The 20069-nt window shown below is 47.3% G+C and carries 15 protein-coding genes; 7 read left to right on the top strand and 8 right to left on the bottom strand.

Annotated elements, in window-relative coordinates:
• Positions 1–138: 138 nt before the first annotated feature.
• Complete coding sequence (locus tag AC1XUF_RS27435; RefSeq protein WP_483345062.1) at positions 139–1317, top strand: AGE family epimerase/isomerase; 1179 nt, start codon at positions 139–141, stop codon at positions 1315–1317.
• 12 nt (positions 1318–1329) lie between these two features.
• Here the strand turns inward: AC1XUF_RS27435 and AC1XUF_RS27440 are convergent, their stop codons facing one another.
• The 3 genes from AC1XUF_RS27440 to AC1XUF_RS27450 are packed head-to-tail and all read right to left on the bottom strand — an operon-like array spanning position 1330 to position 7356.
• Positions 1330–3504, bottom strand: a complete 2175-nt coding sequence (locus tag AC1XUF_RS27440; protein WP_483345063.1) for a c-type cytochrome domain-containing protein — start codon at positions 3502–3504, stop codon at positions 1330–1332.
• Positions 3505–3549: 45 nt separating this feature from the next.
• Positions 3550–5004 carry a DUF1501 domain-containing protein gene (locus AC1XUF_RS27445; RefSeq protein ID WP_483345064.1) on the bottom strand — a complete coding sequence of 485 codons (1455 nt, stop codon included), beginning with the start codon at positions 5002–5004 and terminating at the stop codon, positions 3550–3552.
• 30 nt (positions 5005–5034) lie between these two features.
• The gene (locus tag AC1XUF_RS27450) at positions 5035–7356 is read right to left on the bottom strand and encodes a PSD1 and planctomycete cytochrome C domain-containing protein (RefSeq protein ID WP_483345065.1); all 2322 of its coding nucleotides are present in this window, start codon (positions 7354–7356) and stop codon (positions 5035–5037) included.
• Between the two features lie 151 nt (positions 7357–7507).
• On the opposite strand from AC1XUF_RS27450, the gene AC1XUF_RS27455 reads away from it, so the two are divergent.
• Genes AC1XUF_RS27455 through AC1XUF_RS27465 form a run of 3 tightly spaced genes read left to right on the top strand, consistent with a single transcriptional unit; the run spans position 7508 to position 9780 of the window.
• Positions 7508–8155: a hypothetical protein gene (locus AC1XUF_RS27455; protein WP_483345066.1), complete on the top strand. Its 648-nt coding sequence runs from the start codon at positions 7508–7510 to the stop codon at positions 8153–8155.
• A gap of 60 nt (positions 8156–8215) precedes the next feature.
• Entirely contained in the window at positions 8216–8842 is a 627-nt protein-coding gene (locus tag AC1XUF_RS27460; RefSeq protein WP_483345067.1) for a class I SAM-dependent methyltransferase, read from the top strand.
• The gene (locus AC1XUF_RS27465) at positions 8839–9780 is read left to right on the top strand and encodes a nucleoside hydrolase (protein WP_483345068.1); all 942 of its coding nucleotides are present in this window, start codon (positions 8839–8841) and stop codon (positions 9778–9780) included. The genes AC1XUF_RS27460 and AC1XUF_RS27465 overlap by 4 nt, the downstream gene beginning before the upstream one ends.
• A gap of 4 nt (positions 9781–9784) precedes the next feature.
• Here AC1XUF_RS27465 and AC1XUF_RS27470 read toward each other — a convergent pair whose 3' ends face one another.
• Positions 9785–11017, bottom strand: coding sequence for a multidrug effflux MFS transporter (locus AC1XUF_RS27470; RefSeq protein ID WP_483345069.1), 1233 nt, complete (start codon positions 11015–11017; stop codon positions 9785–9787).
• A gap of 209 nt (positions 11018–11226) precedes the next feature.
• Between AC1XUF_RS27470 and AC1XUF_RS27475 the strand changes: the two genes are divergently transcribed.
• Positions 11227–12087, top strand: coding sequence for a dienelactone hydrolase family protein (locus AC1XUF_RS27475; RefSeq protein ID WP_483345070.1), 861 nt, complete (start codon positions 11227–11229; stop codon positions 12085–12087).
• Between the two features lie 62 nt (positions 12088–12149).
• Here the strand turns inward: AC1XUF_RS27475 and AC1XUF_RS27480 are convergent, their stop codons facing one another.
• From AC1XUF_RS27480 to AC1XUF_RS27490, 3 genes are all read right to left on the bottom strand, one after another.
• Complete coding sequence (locus tag AC1XUF_RS27480) at positions 12150–12497, bottom strand: hypothetical protein (RefSeq protein WP_483345071.1); 348 nt, start codon at positions 12495–12497, stop codon at positions 12150–12152.
• Between the two features lie 125 nt (positions 12498–12622).
• A complete protein-coding gene (locus AC1XUF_RS27485) occupies positions 12623–14995 on the bottom strand; it encodes a S9 family peptidase (RefSeq protein WP_483345072.1) in 2373 nt (790 codons plus the stop codon).
• Positions 14996–15026: 31 nt separating this feature from the next.
• Entirely contained in the window at positions 15027–15323 is a 297-nt protein-coding gene (locus AC1XUF_RS27490) for a hypothetical protein (RefSeq protein ID WP_483345073.1), read from the bottom strand.
• A gap of 281 nt (positions 15324–15604) precedes the next feature.
• Between AC1XUF_RS27490 and AC1XUF_RS27495 the strand changes: the two genes are divergently transcribed.
• On the top strand, positions 15605–18109 hold the full coding sequence (locus tag AC1XUF_RS27495) for a M1 family metallopeptidase (RefSeq protein WP_483345074.1): 2505 nt from the start codon (positions 15605–15607) through the stop codon (positions 18107–18109).
• An 85-nt stretch (positions 18110–18194) separates the two neighbouring features.
• Here the strand turns inward: AC1XUF_RS27495 and AC1XUF_RS27500 are convergent, their stop codons facing one another.
• On the bottom strand, positions 18195–19508 hold the full coding sequence (locus AC1XUF_RS27500) for a DUF418 domain-containing protein (RefSeq protein ID WP_483345075.1): 1314 nt from the start codon (positions 19506–19508) through the stop codon (positions 18195–18197).
• A 59-nt stretch (positions 19509–19567) separates the two neighbouring features.
• Here AC1XUF_RS27500 and AC1XUF_RS27505 point away from each other — a divergent pair, with 59 nt between their 5' ends.
• Positions 19568–20068 (top strand): DinB family protein, encoded by a 501-nt coding sequence (locus AC1XUF_RS27505; RefSeq protein WP_483345076.1) that lies wholly within the window; start codon positions 19568–19570, stop codon positions 20066–20068.
• The last annotated feature ends 1 nt before the right edge of the window (position 20069 follow it).

The raw sequence follows: 20069 nt of genomic DNA on the forward strand, positions 1-20069 counted from the left end.
GATCGTATTTAAGGAACTACGACCAACTTGGCGACAGGTTGAACGCAGTTCTTTCACAAAGTTCGAGTGCGATCAGGTAGCCGGACCGGCAAGTAAGAAAAATAATCTCGTTGCTTTTTTGTAAAACGACATTACAAAATGGCCGCATTTACTCCCGAAGCATTCAAAAAAGAACTGATCGCAATTCTCGATTATTGGGAAAAATACGGGCCTGATCCGGAGAAAGGCGGCTTTTATGGAAGGGTAAACTACGAAAACCAGCCCATTAAAGATTCAGACCGCTCGGTAGTACTTACCGGCCGGATTCTCTGGACTTTTTCACTGGCACACCGCCTGCTCAAAGAAGCCAAATACTTAACCCTGGCAGATCGCGCTTATCACCAACTCGTGAAGTATTTCTTTGATACAGAATATGGCGGCGTTTACTGGTCCGTGAAAGCAGATGGCACGCCGCTTGAAACCAAAAAGCAGATTTACGGCAATGCATTTGCCATGTACGGACTCAGCGAATATTACCGCGTCACCCACCACAAACCTGCGCTCGAGCAAGCCAAAGATCTTTTCAATATCATCGAAAAATATGCATTTGACGCCGTAAATGGTGGTTATCGTGAAGCATTCGCGCGCGACTGGTCCCCAACCGACGATTACATCCTGAGTAAAAGCCCTTGGATCAAGAGCATGAACACGCATTTACATTTGGTGGAGGCTTATACAAATCTGTACAGCGTTTGGCCCGACAGCAAACTAAAGAAACAGACTGCCAATATGCTGGAAGCTATCATCACCCATATCGTGAACCCGGAAACCAACAGCATGCAATTGTTCTTCGACGAGCAATGGAAAGCAAAGGATAACATCATTTCGTACGGGCACGACATTGAGGCTTCGTGGCTGCTCTTTGAAACGGCGGAAATTCTTCACGATGAGAAGCTGATTGGGAAAATGAAGAAGAAATCCATTTTAATGGCAACTGCGGCAACCAAAGGTCTCAGTCCCGACGGGGCCCTTAATTATGAGTATGACCCCGAAACCAAACACCTGCAAACCGACCGCAGCTGGTGGGTTGCAGCGGAACAGCTGGTAGGGTTCTACAATGCCTATCAGCTCACCCGTGACGCGCAGTTCAGGGCCAAGGCTGAGAAAAGCTGGGATTACATTGTCAATGAGTTTGTCGATCAAGACAGGGGCGAGTGGTTTGGCACGGTGAAGGAGGACGGTACACCTGTGAAAGGCGATAAGATCAACTTCTGGAAATGCCCTTACCACAATGCCCGTGCATGCGCCGAAATGTGGCGAAGAGTTTCAAAAGCATAATCAGACTTCCGATCAATTTAGGAACATCTCGTCAACCAGGAGCAACGCCTTGTTGCCTTTGCTGCGATGCCATTCCGGGATCTTAGCCAATGGTTTTGCCACAATTTTCAGGTAGGAAACACGCTGAGGTTTGAATGTTCCCTCGACTCTTTTCAGTGAAGGCTTATCGCCTTTGGAAGGCATAGCAGCTTTAAATTTTGTCATTAATTTTAAATTCGCGGCATCAGGCCCGCCCCAAACTTCTACCAGTTCGGGAGGGAAAATGCCTGTATCTTCTTCTACCATATAATGCAGGCCGACGGAGGATAGCAGGATTGGCTTCTTGAATTCTGACACAAAAGCCATGTCATTGTCTCTAACGCCCGCCCAGTTGTTAGCCCAGGCGGGATTGTTAGCACCGATAACACCCAGTTTATGATCGAAAAAGGTCTTCGCGCCTTCGGCCTGGTGAACCCTGTTCAGCGGGGCCAATAAATTCACACTGTCGGGATTATAAGCGCTTTTGAAGAAATCAAATGTTGCGATTTCGCTGCCGTACCATCCTGCCTTGTACGCCTTTGCCTTGACGGTTTCGCTTTTGGTAAAAACCGTGTTGTGATTAAAAAGCGGTGATTTGATGCTGTCGGGCTCGGTCCCGTCCGTTGTAAAGCGGATATCCACACCTTTGATAGGATGTTTCAGATCCACGTTAATAGATTGTGCGAAAATAGTCGAGCTGTTTTTCACCTGCGGAGGGTTCAATTGCAAAGGATTTTTGCCGTCGTCCTTAAAGCCACCAATGATATTCAGGTTTTTGTGTGTTTTTTGTAATTGCGCTACATCCGCTGCCGAGAGCTTCGTATCCCATACCGCGATTGTTTTCAAGCTTTTCAAATTTGGCAAAAGGCCTTTCAGATCTCCGAAGTTTAGTTTTGTGCCCGAAAGCGTCAGGTTTTGCAGATGTTTCAACGACGATAATTCTTTCAATCCGGCTGCGGTCACATCAGTAAAGTTCAGATCCAGTTTTCGCAGGTTTTCGAATTGGCTGATGCTTTTTATATCAGAGTCTTTTACTGGCATTTTGTTGAGGTTCAATGCTATAACCTGTTTCTTAATCCCGCTCAATTCATCCAGTTGCTTCACATTGTATGCGGCGCTGTTATAAATATTTACTGCCAACGCGGGAGATTCCCTCGCAAGCGGGAGAATGGTACGGTAATCGGTATTCAATTTGGCAACTTCCTCTTCGTCCACAGCAGGGAAGTCGAATTCTTCCTCCTGCTGGGCTGGCAAAAGGTATGCAGATGCCAGTATTCTTAACGAATCATTTTCGGGCAGATCAATCAGCTTTTTCCTGAAATCGGCCTTTTGTTTAACCCACAAGGTCAGTAAGGAAATTTCCTGCAAAGTCAATTGGGTTTTTCCGGCAGGCGGCATGTGCTTTTTTTCCTCCTGAGGCAGATGAACCCTTTGCAGGAGCAAACTAATCTGAGGATTTCCGGGGACCAGCAATTTCCCCGACTTCCCTCCCTTTAATATCGATGTCGGGTCGGTCAGGATCAATTCGCCTTTCAATTTATCGGGGTTGTGACAGCTGGTACATTTCTGGTCGAAAATCGGTTTGATCACGTTCATATAAACGACCGCCTGGTCCAATGGTACGGCCGCCATTTCCTTTTCAATCGAGACCGGTTCCCAAATAAAATTGCTCCCGTGGGTCAGTGCGGCGCCATAGTGGCCGGTCATTACCAAACCAGCTACCGTAATGAAAGCGCCTGCCTTCGCCAGGGGCGCTTTGTACCAATTCGTATTTCGTATCCAATAAATGATCGAAGCAATGAAGAAAATACCGGCGCCTGTCCATTTGTGATACGTGAGAGTGGGGCCTTCATAACCGTCTTCCCGGGATAGGAACAAGCCCATGATGACTGTCACCGCCGCAAAAAGGGCACCTACCAGCAAAAGGCCCTGTAAAAAATTCCTGTAAAACTGGTTGGTTGCATATTCGGGCTTGAAACGGAAAAATTCCAGCAACATCGCCAGCAGGAGGATGACGATTGGGAAATGCAGGATCAGCGGGTGCATGCGGCCTATTGTTTGCAGCCATGGCGGAATAACCAGTTTGCTCTCGAAAAGCAGCAGAAATAGAATGAAAATATTGGACGCAACTAAAACTTGTTCCGCAAACCCCCTGAATCTCAAATGCATTTAAAATTTACCAAATATTTGATCAATAAATAAGACGCGCAGGGATCAGCTGATAATATCCCTCACCACTTTGCCGGAAACGTCGGTTAGCCGGTACCTTCTTCCCAAATGTTTGAAAATAAGCTTCTCATGGTTCAAACCAAGCTGATGCAGGATAGTGGCCTGAAAATCATGCACATGAACAGGATCTTTGGCGATATTATACCCAAGCTCATCAGTCTCTCCGTAAACCATTCCCGGTTTGATACCTCCGCCAGCCATCCAGACTGTAAAACACCTTGGGTGATGGTCGCGGCCATAGTTGTCGGCGGTAAGTTTTCCCTGCGTATAGCTGGTGCGACCGAATTCACCTCCCCAGATTACCAGCGTCTCGTCCAGCAATCCACGCTGTTTCAAATCTGTGACCAATGCAGCAGAGGCCTGATCGACGTCCATGGCCTGTTTGGCAATTTCAAAAGGCAGGTTACCGTGCTGGTCCCAGCCCTGGTGATAAAGCTGGACAAACCGCACACCGTTTTCCGAAAGCTTGCGCGCCAGCAGACAGTTTGCAGCATAAGTACCCGGAACAAGACATTCCGGACCATATAATTTAATGATATCGTCCGATTCTTTCGAGAGATCCATTACTTCCGGCACGGCAGTCTGCATCCGGTAGGCCATTTCATACTGTTTTATTTTGGCCGTAATTTCCGGGTCGCCAAATTCCTGGTAAGACAGTTCATTTAACTGGGACAAATTATCGAGCATGTCCCGGCGGTCGTGACGGTCCATACCTTCCGGATCACGTAAGTACAAAACAGGGTCTTCGCCTTTGCTGAATTGAACACCCTGGTGAACAGAGTCTAAAAAACCATTTGACCATAATTTGGAATAAACACCTTGTCCGTTACCCACACCTCTGGAAAGCAATACGGTGAAGTTGGGCAGGTTTTTGTTCTCATTACCCAAGCCATAACTCAGCCAGGAGCCCATGCTGGGTCTGTTTCCTTGTTGCGAGCCGGTTTGTAGGAAGGTCAGAGCGGGGTCGTGGTTGATAGCCTCCGTATACATGGACCGGACGATGCAAATGTCATCCACGATTTTGGAAGTATAAGGCAACAGGTTGCTTATCCAAGCCTGCGATTGTCCGTATTGTTTGAAATCCACAAAGGACCCGACCAGCGGGAATGAAGCCTGATTGGCCGTCATCCCGGTCAGGCGCTGCGTACCTCTTACCGACGGCGGAATCTCCTGTCCGAGCATTTCCCGCAGTTTTGGCTTATAGTCAAACAGTTCCTGCTGGGAAGGTGCCCCGTTTTGAAACATATAGATAACCCTTTTTGCTTTGGGTGCAAAGTGGGGTATGCCGGGTGTAAAGCCTTCTTCTTCAACCCCGCCTCCGTTCAATAGATTGGGCATGAGCAACGAGCCCAATGCCACTCCACCAATTCCGAGGCTCATGCTGGAAAGGAAGCGTCGTCTGTTAAAATTGAATCCGTGTTCTAAGATTTCTTTTTCCATGGTCTCGCGGGTAGCTATCGGCTGTTGGCCTTAGGACTTTGTTATGGTTTCTTCCAGATTGTAAATCGTCGTGATGACGCGCATTAGCGATGCCAATGTTTTCTTATCCAGGTTTTTCATCAAAGGATATTCGCCGATGGCAATCATTTTTTCGGCCGTTTGCGGTTTGATCGTTTTCAACTGCTGATCGTAATAATTAGTGAGCACTTCCAGCTCTTTTTCATTGGGGGTACGGCAAACGATCAGCCTGAATGCTTTGATCAGCTTCGCCTTACTGTCTGTTTTTTCCTGCAAAAGCTTGGTGGCCAGCACTCTGGATGCTTCCAGGACGGCAGGGTCGTTCATCATCACGAGTGCTTGCAGCGGAGTATTGGTTTTCAACCTTTTTACCTCGCACAGATCTCTGTTACTCGCATCAAAAATGCTCATTGTCGGCGGCGGAACAGTCCTCTTGATCAGCGTGTACATTCCTCTCCGGTAAAGGCTCGCGCCATGATCCTGGTTGTAGACAGACAGCAAGCCTCTTCCGGAAGTCGCGCCTTCCCATAAGCCGGCCGGCTGATAAGGTTTGACACTCGGTCCTCCGATTGTTTTATTGAGTAGGCCGCTGCTGGCAAGGACAAGGTCTTTGATGAATTCGGCGTGAATCCTGTAGCGAGGGCCGCGCGCCAGCAGGATATTGTCGGGATCGACAGCCAGCTTTTCCTTCGTTACAACCGCCGATTGCCGATAGGTGGATGACGTGACCATTTGTTTGACAAGCCGCTTGATATCCCAGTTGTGCTCCATAAAATCAACGGCCAGCCAGTCAAGCAGGGCAGGGTGGCTTGGTAATTCTCCCTGCATTCCGAAGTCGCCGGAGGTTTTTACAATGCCTTTCCCAAAGAATTCCTGCCATAGAATATTGACATATACGCGGGCGGTCAAAGGATTTCGCTTGTCGAAAAGCCATTGGGCTAGGCCGAGCCTGTTTTTGGGATACTTACTATCAAAGGGAAGGATCGACGAAGGTGTTCCGGGCTGTACTTCATCGCCGGGCGCATCATAAACGCCTCTTTTCAGGATATAGGTCTTCCTCGTCGTATCCAGGTCGCCCATGACGGATACAATCAGTCTGTTGGTATCCGGCTTGTTGACAAATGTCAGTATCTTTTTGACGTCGTCGTTGCTGATCTCCATCAGCGGTTTTTTGGCATAGGTCTCGGGCCCGCCAATCACAGATTCTATTCCGACCTCTTTCACATTGTTAAAGAAGGCGAACATCTGGTAGTATTCTTTTTGCGAGAACGGGTCGTATTTGTGATCGTGACAGTGCGCGCATTCCAGCGTTACACCCAATAAGCCCTTGCCAAACAGGTCGTTACGATCTGTCACATACATAATCCGGTATTCCTCCGGAATGACCCCGCCTTCTTCCGTTATCTTGTGGTTGCGGTTGAAGCCTGTTGCAAGTAATTGCTCCTTGGTTGAATTGGGCAATAAATCGCCGGCCAGCTGCCAGGTTACGAAGTCATTGTAATGCATGTTCTCATTAAATGCATGAATAACCCAGTCCCGCCAGGGCCATTGGGTGCGGTAACCATCGTCCTGATAACCATGTGAATCGGCATATCGCGCGAGGTCCAGCCAGTGAATGGCCATTTTCTCACCATAAGCAGGATTTTTCAAGAGCTGATCGACCATTTTTTCATAGGCGTCCGGCCTTTTATCCGCCATGAAATCGTCCATCATTTTCAAAGTAGGAGGCAGCCCGACCAGATCCAGGCTCAGGCGTTTCAGCAAACGTTCCTTATCCGCTTCCTCATTGGGTTCGAGGCCCTTTTGCTCCTGTTTTTGCAGAATAAAATGGTCAATTTCATTTCTTGGCCAATCTTTATCGTCTACTTCGGGGATGGCGGGTTTCTTGGGGGCTACGAAGGCCCAGTGTTTTTCGTATTTAGCTCCCTGCCTGATCCATTTTTCGATCAGGTCTATCTCACGCTGGGTCAGTTTGAGGTTGGAGCCTACGGGCGGCATACGAAGTGAAGTATCTGTGGTAGTGATCCGGAGATATGCCTGTGAAAGCTCCGGCTTGCCCGCAACAAGCGCGTGGGCTTTTGGATTTTCCTGTAATGCCCTGAATGCGCTTTCGGCCACGTCCAATCTCAAACCGGCTTCCCGTTTGTTGGCGTCAGGCCCATGGCAGGCCAGACATTTATCCGAAAGAATGGGACGGATATCAAAATTGTAGCTTACAAGTTCGGGTATTTTCTCTTCCCTGGGCTGACCTGAGGGGGCCTGATTACACGATTGAAAAATCAATGCAGCCCACGCTGACAGCACGGTAAAAACTAATCTTGACTTAAAATTCATAATACAGGTTCAGGATTCCGTTTACACTTTCTCGCTAAGATCAATAAACTAACTAAAAAAATGTAAATTTATTGATACAATAATGCATATTTCCTGCGGGTCAACTATCCTGCTGTATACTGTTCCTCACTGTTACAATAATATTTTTCTGATGAAACGACCATTACTTCTATCTCTGTTGCTGACAGTTATCGTGCTGGTAAGCTTTGCACCCGCCCAAATTGGTGTTTTTGAAACGAACGCGGACATTGGTAATCCCAAGCTGGCGGGGGCATCGCGGTACGATACGGCGGGCAAAACTTATTATCTGAAGGGCTCGGGCTACAATATCTGGTTTGACCGTGATGAATTTCAATATCTTTTTCGGGAACTGAGGGGCGACTTTACAGTTACCGCAGATTTTGAGCTGGAGGGGAAAGGGACAGATGGCCACCGGAAAGTAGGCTGGATGGTCCGGGAATCATTGGCTGACGACGCTTCGCACGTCAGCGCGGTGGTGCACGGCGACGGTCTGACGGTTCTGCAATGGCGGGTCGCGAAAGGGGAGAAAATGCGGGACCCCGAAGACGAGATTTTTAGTAAGGAAAAAAAGACCCGTACAATCCGCATTGAGCGGAAGGGAAACACCTATACCATGTTCGCGGCCGCAAAAGGGGCGGATTTACAAGAGGTAGGGTCCCACGAAATGAAAAATTTAGGGGACAAAGTATTGGTGGGCCTCTTTATTTGCTCACATAATCCGGATGTTGCAGAGGAGGCAAAAGTCACCCAGGTCCGAATCGTACAGGGGAAGAAATAGGCAGGTTGGAAATGTACGTGCAGGTACGGTAATTTTGTGCATTACCATTTTCAACAAGCCATGGGATTGAGGACCTACATCAGGGAAAATTTTATACTGGACATCAGGCCTTATAAGCCTAAAAACCTACGCCAGCCCAACCACCTTCTGGAAATTGTTTCCGCCTGGAAAGGATTGGAAATGATTATTGAGGATATCATTGAACAATTTGGACTGGAACGAAACCGCTGCATAGAATTTGGCGTGGAGTTTGGCTATTCTGCTGTCGCTTTTTCCAATTATTTCCATTCCGTCACAGGCATCGATACATTTGAAGGGGACGAGCATACGGTCAACAAAAATGAGCATTACGAAGAAACCAGCGCCAGGCTTGCACCTTACCCGGGTATACAGTTGTTTAAATCGGACTATAAAGACTGGATTGCAAGAGATAAGCAGCGGTACGATCTGGCGCATGTCGACATCGTACATCATTACGCGGAGACGTTCGAATGCGGGCTCTGGGCCGCCAGGCATAGCGATTGCACTATTTTTCATGATACAGAGAGCTTTCCGGCCGTAAGAAACGCCGTTAAGGATATTGCAAAAGTGACGGGCCAGGAGCTTTACAACTTTCCCCAGCACTACGGTCTGGGGATTCTGGTTGATAAAAAGTCGATTTTCAGAAGACAAGCCGCCAAGAGATGATCCGTAAAATTCCGGTTATCATAGATTGCGATCCCGGGCACGACGATGCCCTGATGCTCATGCTGGCCTTTGGAAGTGACCGGTTTGACGTGAAGGCTGTTACAATTTCCGCAGGCAATCAAACACAGGATAGGACTCTTTCCAATGCATTGAAGATACTCACGCTCGTCGGAGTCCGGGTACCGGTTTATCGTGGTGCAGAAAAACCATTGTTCCGTGACCTCATTACGGCAGATTACGTCCACGGTGAAACAGGGCTCGACGGGCCGTCTTTACCTCAGCCTGCTTTTTCCGCGCAACCGGAAATGGCAATCGAAGGAATCGCAAAGGTACTTGCAGGGGCATCGGAACCAGTAACAATTGTCCCGACCGGCCCTCTCACCAACATAGCGGGCTTCCTGCAAAGTTATCCCCAGTTAAAAGACAAAATTGAGCGGATATCGCTGATGGGGGGCGGGATATTCCGTGGCAATATGACCCCACTTGCCGAGTTCAACATGTATGCCGACCCCGAAGCGGCCGCCATGGTATTCCATTCTGGTGTGCCCATTACCATGTGCGGTTTGGATGTGACACACAAAGCACTGGTTTTCGAGAGAGATATCGGCTTGTTCAGGTCACTTGGAAATAAGTCGGGTGCCGTTGCCGCAGACTTAATGGATTTCTTTTCAATTTTTTACAAAGAACACCGGCTTGAACTGGACGGTGGAGCAGCCCTCCACGATCCCTGTGCAATCGCGTGGCTGATAAACCCGGCGATTTTTAAAACAAAATCGTGCTATGTAGACGTCGAGACTAAGGGCGAATTGACGACGGGGGCAACGGTTGTGGATTTTTACAATGTTTTGAAAAGAGAGCCCAATGCCACTGTGGCGTATGATCTCGACCGTGACGCATTCATGGATATGCTTTTTAATGCTTTGAAGAACCTGCCTTAGACGGTCAGAGCAGAACAGAAACTTCGTCTTCCACATCCTGATGTCTTGCCTGATATTTGACCACTGCATTTCCTGCAAGCAATATGATCAGGCCTCCCACCGCGCAAAACACCATCATGCCCACCATTGGCATCGCTGTGTGATTATGAAGAAAGCTTACAACCGCTGAAATAAGCGCCCCGGCGCCCATACGCCAGCTTCCCAGCAGGGCAGAGGCACTGCCCGTATGTTTTCTGAACGGTGCCAGCGACAAAGCCGACGTGTTAGGCCCTGTCAGTCCCTGGCCTGTCAGAAAGAGAAACATCATTCCGATCAAACCCGATAACCCAAACCAGTGATTGTACACGCCAAAGACTAGAATCAATCCTAAAAAACTTTGGTAAAGCAAGGTAACCTTGATGATCTGCTCACTGGTGAATTTTCTGAGCAGTAAATGGTTCAATTGAGTAGAACCGATCATAGCGAACGCGAGAAACGCAAAGATCCAGCCGTATTGCTGTTCGGTTACATGGTATATATTCATAAAAACATCCGATGAACCCGCAATGTATGCAAAGGTCGCCGCGTTGGCCAGGCCGCCTGCTGCGGTGTAAATCGAAAACTGCGGCTGTCTGATCACGGTCGCATAACTGGACAGCACCGCCTTGGGCCTCAGGGAGAGAGAAGTATCGGGCGCTTTTCCGGTAGGTAAGAAGAAATAAACGCACATCACAATGAGACTGACGATGCCGGCCAAAATAATAAATATCCATTGCCAGGCTATATTTGAAGTAACATAACCGCCTACCGTAGGGGCGATCATAGGAGAGACGGCAATGACCAGCGTGATAAACGAAAAGGCTTCTGCCCTGCGCTCGATCGGAAAAATATCACTCACAAGGGCCTGTGAAGCCACCAACCCGGCACATCCGCCCATCGCCTGCAGAAAACGCATCCCGATCAGAGCATCGACTGAGGAGGTAAGCGAACAGCCAAAAGACGCGATGATATAGATCATCAGTCCCGTATACAGCGGTTTTTTGCGGCCAAAGCGATCTACCAAGGGGCCGTATAACATTTGCCCGATACAAATCCCGATAAAATAACTGGTGAGCGAAAGCTGAACTTTGTCGATCGTTGTGTGAAGGTCCTCGGCGATACGTGGAAAGCCGGGGAGGTACATGTCAATTGAGAACGGGCTGACTGTTGCCAGCGAACCCAAAATGAGGATTAAAAAAAAATACTGCTTGTGATTCATGGCTTGTGCAATTTCTTTTTTCTTAACGGGGCGTAATCGCGATTAAGTTCCTGCTGGCCAATAAGTCCAATAGTTTCCCCTATCATCCATAGTGGACGCATCCTTTAAGACTCCTGTCCGTATAAAGAATATGCCGGCTGGCTACGAACCCGGCTTGTTTTTTGCATATATTCAGGTATCTATTAATCATTATTCCAAGCAACAGACCTATGGGGACTATTTTCGTTCTACTGACTATTTACATCTTTAAAATGTTCCTGCCGGAACTGGAGCAAGAGCATAAACCGATCCCGGTTTGTTACGCCCCGGCGGTGGCGTCTGCAAATGGCATGTCGGATTTGGCTGCGAATCCGGCTTTCGGAATGCTCCATGAAAATCCGGTCCCTTTTCATTACCAGGGGGCTGGGGAAACAGTTACTTTCCCGACGCCCGATGGTAAAACTGCCTCCGGATTTCTTCTGAAATCTTCTAAAAAATCAGACAAATGGCTTTTTGTGTACCAGGAGTGGTGGGGTCTTAATGACTACATTAAACAGGAAGCGGCCAAGCTACATAAGGATCTGGGCGACGTGAATGTGCTTGCGCTGGATATGTATGACGGGAAAGTAGGTGCTACGCGCGAAGAAGCGGGCAAGCTGATGCAGGAGGCCGATGCGGCCAGATTGTCGGCAATTACAAAAGGCGGGATTCAATATGCGGGCAAGAGCGCAAAAATTGCCAGCATTGGCTGGTGTTTCGGGGGCATGCTATCTTTGCAGAACGCGATCGCCGGTGGTAAGCAAATCGTAGGCTGCGTGATGTACTATGGCCGCCCGGAAAGCGACATTGAAAAGCTAATGACGCTTAACACAGACGTACTGGGCATTTTTGGGAGCCAGGATACCGGCATTCCTCCGGCGACCGTCAGCAAGTTTGAAGAAGATATGAAAGCTGCCGGCAAGAAGGTGACCATTAAAATGTACGACGCAGTGCATGCGTTTGCAAACCCAAGCAATCCCAAATATGATGCTGCCGCTGCAGCAGACGCTTACAAATTGTCTCTCGACTATCTGAAAAAGAAATTGAGCTAACCTATGATAAACGAAAAATCCCGGCTGCTTATGGCCGGGATTTTTTGATATATCAGGTCAGACTATTTATTGTCAGTCTTATCTTTGATATCATCTTTCAATTCTTTGGCTTCTTTTTTTGTTGCTTTGTAGGCTTTCTTGGTTCCTTTTTTAGTCGCGTCATAGGCTTTTTCTGTGCCGTCTGCTACTTTTTCCGCTCCCTTTTTTGCGCCGTCACCTACTTTTTCGGCCCCCTCTTTGGTTTTTTCTCCAACGACTTTTGCATCCTTTTTGATTTCTTTTCCTGCTTTCCTTCCAGCAGATTTGGTTTCAGCTACCGCTTTTTCACCTTTTGTCTGTGTGGTATCCTGGGCAAACGCCGCTGATGACAATCCTATCACTAATGCAGCCAGAACAAATACTTTTTTCATGATTTCTTAATTTGTTGGATAAATTTTCCCGGGCATTCGAAACAAGATCAGACGCCCCGGTTCTATCCTTTAACAAAAATCATTCCGTCGATTATGGGATAGGTGTTTTGAAACAAATTATTGTCTCAAAGCTTTTCCTCAAAAAGCTTGAGTATCCTCTTGTACTCGTCCGTCCAGGAAGAAGCTTCTACAAAACCGTGGTCTTCCATAGGGTAGGAAGCAAGCTCCCAATTGTCTTTTCCCAATTCTATGAGGCGCTGGGACAGACGGACTACATCCTGGTAATGCACGTTCACGTCTACCATGCCATGGCAGATCAGCAAATGGTTCTTCAATCCCGACGCGTAGTAGATCGGCGAGCTTTTCCTGTAGGCCAGGCTGTCCGATTGCGGTTCGTTCAAAATATTTGCAGTATAGGGTTGATTGTAGGCGGCCCAGTCGGTTACCGGGCGAAGCGCAGCCCCGGCTGTAAATACGTCGGGTGTCGTAAACAGGCTCATCAAAGTGATAAAACCTCCATAAGAACCGCCGTAAATACCGATCTTCCTGGAATTGATCTTGTAGTTCTTGACAAGCCATTTGGCGCCGTCAATGTTGTCTGTCAGATCTTTACCTCCCATAAACCGGTAAATGCCGGTCCGCCAGTCCCTTCCATAACCGGAACTTGCTCGATAGTCCATATCCAACACGGTGTAGCCTTTATCAGTGAGCAGGTTATGGAACATGTATTCACGGAAATACTGGCTCCACCATTTGTGCGCATTTTGAAGATACCCGGCCCCGTGGACAAATACAACTGCTTTTCCATTTGATTTTTTGGGTTCGTAAACGCGGGCATAAACGAGCTGACCGTCGGTTGCCTTAATGGTTACAATTTTTGCCTCACGCCACTTGTATGACTTAAACTCCTTGCTGACGGATTCAGTAATGCGTTCAGGAACTGTGTTTTTGGATTGTGCCGAGGGGTTATCCATGAGGTACAGTTCCCAAGGTGCGTCGCTTTTGGAATAGCGAATGGCAAATTTTGTTTCGTCGGGCGATAAGGTTACTTCGTGCGCCCCAGGCATTTGCGTGATGCGCTCCCGTTGGCCGCCGGAGGCCGCCATGCGGTACAGATGCTGCTCGCCAGGGTGTAATTCGTTGGTAACCAGGTAAAAGGTCTTTTTGTCTTTCGAAAGTGTCACATTTTGAACCTCAAACCTGCCGGATGTCAATGCCGTTTTCTTTCCTGAGATCACATCTATAGAATACAAATGGGAATAACCGGTCTCTTCGCTTTGAAAATAGAAAGTCTGATGGTCGATCCAGCCCGTTTCCCCGGCACTCATGGCATAACCGCCTATTCCCGGCCCGCCAATCCATGCTTCATCCCGCTGGAGGTCCAATGGTTTCAATGTAAGCGACCCGGGATCGAACGACATGATCCAGCGGTCTTTATTGTCCAGTGAGCGGATCACCACAACGGCATGTTTTCCGTCGTCCGACCAGTAGGGTCCGTGGATAATCGTTTCCCTTTCTTTGTTTTTCCAGGCGGAATCCTGCTGGGGATAGTCTTTGAGGTAGTCGGGCTTGTCGTGGATGCCGGGGACGTCTTTTACGAGAACTTTTCTGGTGGTGTCTTTCTTGATATCATAAACCCAAAACTCGTACCCCGACGCGGGTGCACCCACTTTGGTCCTGGCAGGCAAATCCTCGGTAAAACCAGACTCGGTGACGTAATTGGGCACAATAGTTGATTTTGACGTTTTGTCGGTTTGGGTAAGCCGGTAAGTGATAAAGCTGCCATCGGGACTTAGCTGCTGATTGGATACCGTTTTCTCGCTCAGATAAATTTCTTTGGGGCGCGTCGGCTTCTCAGCATCGGTTACCTTCTTTCCTGCGTCTTTTTTCTCTTTTCGCTCTTTCAGGATTTCGAACATAGCAAGCTGATCTTTTTTAAGATGCTCTTCCTGTATGCCAGGTTTTGAATCGGGTTTTTTTGAGCCAGTTTTAAAATCGGTTAGCTGGGTCAGCAGGCCGGTTTCCAGGGATACGCTGTACAAGTTATCAGCACGCTCGAAAACGATATTTTTCTCATCGCCGCTGAACGTTGGATTGCTCTCACGCTCAACGGTATTGGTGATTTGGCGGATCGCAAAATCCGGATAACCAATCATAAAAATGTCCCCATTCTTCTCATAAAGCCTTGCTGTATGCAACCGGTTATACGCCCCATTTCTGCCTGCCATTTTCTTGCGGTCGGCAATCTCAACTTTGCTGATCTTCTTGTCTGCCAGCGAGTAGCCATAAAGCGAATCGGAAAAATTCTTGTCCGGGTTCCAGTTGAAATAAATGGTTTTGGAGTCGTCGGCCCAGTTAATGTCGCTCGGGGAAGTCCCAATCCAAACCTTCGGGTCCCTCATGATTTTTTCGACGGAAAGGGGAGCGAGGGATTGGGCTTTTAACGGGTTGGCATTAATCAGTAAGATGAAAATAATGAAGCAGATAGAATATTTCATATTTCGCAACAAGGAGTGAGTATTTTATAGGTCAATGTACAGGACCGTTTTTATCCTGGTAAGGTATGGCTTTAACAAGTCTGATATGGTTGTATTCTTCAATGACCACTGTATTTTCTTTTGATATAATCCCCCGTTTGATCCAGTTGCTAACAGTTTGGGTATTGGGGATATGGAAGCGCTTGCAATATTCCGCGATTGTGATCCAGTCGTGCAATTCATATTTTTTCCCGTCCTTCGCAAGGTAATTTTGCCCCTCAGCAAGTGAATCACGGGCATCCGTCAATAATGCCTGCAATTCGTCTTTTGGCTTTCCGATTGTTTTCATGGTTCTATCTTCTTACTATCCAATTCTTTTGAAACTTCCAGAATTTTAGCGATCACATCCAGAATTTCAGCAACTTGTTCAGAAGTAAGTATCTACTAATTGTATCTTAAATAGTGGCGTAGTGCCATCAATCTCATTCTCAGATCAAATTTCATTCATCCATGAGTACGTGTTAATGTAAATGTAAATAAAATCTGTTACGAAACGTAACGAATTGAAAACGCTTTATGCCGCCTGAAATCAACCGAAATATTACTTTTGAAAAAAACAGAACCAGCCTGATGAAGATTTTACTCTGCGTTTTCGCCTTGATCGTCACTTTTGCTTCCTGCCAACCCAAATCTTCCCCGCCCGTAAAGGGCGTTTCCTTCGCCCTCAATGAATATCGTAAGAAAACCATAGACAGTGTTCGCTACGACATTGAGCTGGATATTCCGGCTCAAAAAAGTGAGGCGATACAAGGGAAGGAGACAATCACATTTCAGCTGAATGCCCTGGATTCGGCACTGGTGATCGATTTCAATGTCGATGGTTCGCATATCCGGGAAGTGAGGGTTGGGGACAAGGAAGTTTCCTACGAGTTTGTTAATGAGCACATTGTGATTGGGCCTGCGGATTTGAAGAAGGGCACAAATCAGGTCCGCATTTCATTTGTAGCAGGAAACCTTTCGCTTAACCGCAGTGACGAATATTTGTATACGCTTTTCGTGCCGGATCGTGCGTCGACCTGTTTCCCGCTTTTCGACCAGCCTAATCTGAAAGCAGTTTACCAACTCACTCTGAAAACCCCCAAAGCGTGGGAAGCGGTTTCGAATGGCAAATTGGCGTCCAGGAAGGAAGAAGGAGATCAGCTGACGTACCATTTTGCTCCTACCAAGCCTGTCAGCTCTTATTTGTTCGCATTTGCGGCGGGCAAGTTTTTCAAGGCGACAAAAAATATAGAAGGCCGGGAAATGACTATGTATTACCGCGAGACGGATACTGCCAAAGTAAACCGGAATCGCGACGAAGTTTTCAGCCTGCATGCCCAATCGCTGACCTGGCTGGAAAAATATACGGGCATCGATTATCCTTTCGGAAAGTTCGATTTTGTGCTCGTGCCTTCATTTCAATACGGGGGGATGGAGCATCCGGGGGCTGTTTTTTACAATGAGTCGGCTTTGTTTCTGGATGAAAATCCGTCGGTCAATCGCCTGCTTTCCAGGGCAAGTGTGATTGCACACGAATCTGCGCACATGTGGTTTGGCGATCTGGTGACGATGGACTGGTTCAACGACGTCTGGCTGAAAGAAGTTTTCGCCAATTTCATGGCTGCCAAAATCGTCCATCCAAGCTTTCCCGAAATCAACCACAACCTGCGGTTCTTGCTGGCGCATTATCCCAATGCGTATGATATCGATCGTACGGCAGGTACCAACCCGATTTTACAAAATCTTGGAAACCTCAAAAATGCCGGTACGCTTTACGGGGCGATCATTTACATGAAAGCGCCGATCGTGATGCGCAAGCTGGAGAAAATGATCGGGGAGGACCTCATGCAAAAAAGCCTGCGGGAGTATCTGAAAACCTATTCCTTTAAAAATGCGCGCTGGGATGACCTGATTGGCATCATCGATAAAAATACGCCCGAGGATATCGCAACTTGGAGCGACGTTTGGGTAAAAACGCCCGATATGCCGGAGTACCGGATAACCGATAACGGAAAAGTATCACTGACGCAAGTTAAAGACTCGGTTTCGGGAAGGGTATGGGGCCAATCACTGGTTTTTGAGGCGTTGCAGGCGGGCTCAGGGAAGGTGATTTTTCCAAATTCCGATGGAACGGGTTATGGTTATTTCGGAATGGACAGTGCCAGTAAAGCCTATTTCATTCAGCATTATGCAAGCAAGGATTCGATGTTCGCAAACCCGGTTTTTCGCGGCGCAATGCTTGTAAATATCTGGGAAGGACTGCTCAGAAGCGGCAATCCCAAACCACGGGACCTTGTAACCCATATTTTGACAACCTTGCCAACAGAAGATAATCCTTTGCTGCTCGATTATTTGCTGGGCAACCTGCAAAGTGCCTGGTGGACTTTCCTGACGCCGGAACAGAGGGAAGCTGATCAGGCCAATGTGGAGGCAACTCTTTGGCGGCTTTTGGACAGAACAAAGGACAAGGGCGTGAAGACTTCGTATTTCCGGGCATTCAAAAACCTTGCTGTAAGCGATGATGGCTGGAAGAAAATGGAAGCGCTATGGAATGGCAAACTGGCGATGAAGGACCTGGTACTTTCGGAAGACGACAAAATATCGCTCGCTTGTGAACTCGCACTCAAAAGCGACGATGGCTCCAAGTCCATCCTTGACGAGCAGCTTAAAAACACAAAGAATCCTGACAGGAAGAGCAGAATGCAGTTCGTTATACCGGCGCTGCATCCCGATGGTGCAAAACGTGACGCTTTTTTTGAGACATTAAAAAAAGAGGAAAACCGTGAAAAGGAAGCTTGGGTGCTGGAGGCGTTATCCTATCTGCACCATCCGCTCAGGCAACAATCCGCAATAAAGTATTTGCGACCGTCACTCGACCTGTTGCAGGAAATTCAGCTCACTGGAGACATCTTTTTTCCCACACGCTGGCTGCATCAAACTTTTGCCGGGCATTCATCCAAAGAAGCAGCAGTAATTGCACAGGCTTTCCTAAATGAGCATCCGGACTATCCTTACTTTTTAAAAAATAAGATTTTGCAGGAAACCGACATGTTGAAAAGGGCGGTGAAAATTAAAAAGGTCACGCACGATAAATGACATTCTCCGGTTCATTTTCTGCCGGTCCCGATTGCCGGGATATTCGATTTGTTGTACTGGCCCGAAACAGGTATTCGTCAGACTGTTATTTGCGGATTGGCTGAATATTCCAATATGTTAAACTGCGCCAAATCCACTCAAAAGGCCCGATCCGGAAGAAACGCAGCCAAACAAAGCTGAAAATAATATTCAATGTCCAGACGCAGGGAACGACGAGATAGAGCTGATATCGTTCGAGTTCGTTGAAATAATTGAACCCGAACCCGTAGAAAATCAGCCCGCAAGTGATGTTTTGAAGCAGGTAGTTACTGAAAGCCATCTGGCCGACCTTCGCCCAAATGTCGAAGATCCATTTGAATAAACCTGACTTGTAAAGCAGCATCAGCATACCTAAATGCCCGATTGTAAGTCCAAGCCGACGGATTTCATAGGTTTGGATACTGAACTGTTCCAAGTATTTGATCACGTCGAACCTGATAACAGTTGAAAATTTCAATTGAAAATAAATCAATGGAAAAGCGACCAGATACCCGGCAATCGCAAAAAGGAGGTAGAAGATCGGTGTCCTCTCGCCGGTCATGATTTTAAGTTGATAGAATGCGATGCCGATGATCATGAAAATGAGACAATCCAGAAACCCTGATTGATAAAAATCATTGGCTTCGAGGTAGGTATTGATGTCGGCATAATGAGACCAGAGTGTCGTGTAAGAACCTTTGGTCTTTCTGATTTCGGTCTGTACCTGTTTTTTCTTGTTTTCGAGCTTTTGCCTTTCCTGAAATCCTTTCCATTTTTCGACCAATTCCTTCTCTGCCAGTGTTTGTTTTCCGGGGGGTAATTTCTTTTTCAGGATGGCCTCAGCTGCGATCTTATTCCTGAGGGGTTCGCCCCGCTGGTAGGTAGTTTTAGCGACTAAAAATAGCATCAAAATACCCGCAATAAGGAGTAAATGTCTTGGTTTTATGTTTTTTAACGGAAATAAAAATAACCCGCAAATCGCATAGGAATATAGGATGTCGCCTGGCCAGAGGATAATATAAGCGTCTATCAAGCCAAACAAAAGCATCCAGATCAACCTACGATAGTATATTTCGGCAGCACTGTCTACATGGATATTATGGGACAGGCGCGTTGTGAGCAACACCATCCCGGCACCAAACATCATGGAAAAAAGCCCCCGCATGGATCCTTCAAAGAACATATTGATGATCCACCACGCGTAATAGTTCGGTCCGGAATATTCATTTCGGATGTTCAGATTGGATACCGTTTCTTCTGGAAAAGCAAAATAGGGAATGTTCATCAAAAGAATCCCCAGGAGCGCAAAACCGCGGACGGCGTCTAACACATGGATACGTTCGGACGACTTAACAGGCTGAATCAGAGTGGAGGTTTCCATGATCGAAGGTTGAGGCAGGCACTATTTTTTAGGTAATTTAAACAAAAAAATAATCGCTTATGGACAATTCAGCATTTGTAAACGCCTACATTAAGGAATTGGAAGCGGAATATACGTCTTCCAGAAAATGTCTGGAAAGAATTCCCGAGACAGTCTACGGTTTTAAGCCGCATCCTACTTCCATGGACATGAAGTATCTGACTTTATTGACAGCCGAAATTCCTTTATGGATCACCTTTATGATTCGGGATGGCGAAGTAGATTTCGCGACTTACAAACGTTTTGAATGGAAAACAAAGGAAGAGTTGGTTGCCCATTACGACGAATGTTTCAAGGGGGCAATAGACGCACTGAAGGGGATTACAGATGAAGATTTAAAAGGTGAATTTCATTTGAAAAGAAATGGGGAAGTCCTTTTCACGCAATCCAAAATGGATGGGATAGGCTCGACGATCAATCACTGGGTACACCATCGCGGGCAGCTGACGGTGTACATGCGGATCAGCGAAATACCTGTCCCAAGCATTTATGGCCCTTCTGCGGATGACAGAACGTTCTAAA

It is taken from the genome of Dyadobacter sp. HNCC25DJ185, assembly GCF_056895195.1.

Bases quoted from the DNA above. Each gene is read 5' to 3' on its own strand.
- AC1XUF_RS27435 (WP_483345062.1), top strand. From the start codon at position 139: ATGGCCGCATTTACTCCCGAAGCATTCAAAAAAGAACTGATCGCAATT.
- AC1XUF_RS27440 (WP_483345063.1), bottom strand. From the start codon at position 3,504: ATGCATTTGAGATTCAGGGGGTTTGCGGAACAAGTTTTAGTTGCGTCC.
- AC1XUF_RS27445 (WP_483345064.1), bottom strand. From the start codon at position 5,004: ATGGAAAAAGAAATCTTAGAACACGGATTCAATTTTAACAGACGACGC.
- AC1XUF_RS27450 (WP_483345065.1), bottom strand. From the start codon at position 7,356: ATGAATTTTAAGTCAAGATTAGTTTTTACCGTGCTGTCAGCGTGGGCT.
- AC1XUF_RS27455 (WP_483345066.1), top strand. From the start codon at position 7,508: ATGAAACGACCATTACTTCTATCTCTGTTGCTGACAGTTATCGTGCTG.
- AC1XUF_RS27460 (WP_483345067.1), top strand. From the start codon at position 8,216: ATGGGATTGAGGACCTACATCAGGGAAAATTTTATACTGGACATCAGG.
- AC1XUF_RS27465 (WP_483345068.1), top strand. From the start codon at position 8,839: ATGATCCGTAAAATTCCGGTTATCATAGATTGCGATCCCGGGCACGAC.
- AC1XUF_RS27470 (WP_483345069.1), bottom strand. From the start codon at position 11,017: ATGAATCACAAGCAGTATTTTTTTTTAATCCTCATTTTGGGTTCGCTG.
- AC1XUF_RS27475 (WP_483345070.1), top strand. From the start codon at position 11,227: ATGGGGACTATTTTCGTTCTACTGACTATTTACATCTTTAAAATGTTC.
- AC1XUF_RS27480 (WP_483345071.1), bottom strand. From the start codon at position 12,497: ATGAAAAAAGTATTTGTTCTGGCTGCATTAGTGATAGGATTGTCATCA.
- AC1XUF_RS27485 (WP_483345072.1), bottom strand. From the start codon at position 14,995: ATGAAATATTCTATCTGCTTCATTATTTTCATCTTACTGATTAATGCC.
- AC1XUF_RS27490 (WP_483345073.1), bottom strand. From the start codon at position 15,323: ATGAAAACAATCGGAAAGCCAAAAGACGAATTGCAGGCATTATTGACG.
- AC1XUF_RS27495 (WP_483345074.1), top strand. From the start codon at position 15,605: ATGAAGATTTTACTCTGCGTTTTCGCCTTGATCGTCACTTTTGCTTCC.
- AC1XUF_RS27500 (WP_483345075.1), bottom strand. From the start codon at position 19,508: ATGGAAACCTCCACTCTGATTCAGCCTGTTAAGTCGTCCGAACGTATC.
- AC1XUF_RS27505 (WP_483345076.1), top strand. From the start codon at position 19,568: ATGGACAATTCAGCATTTGTAAACGCCTACATTAAGGAATTGGAAGCG.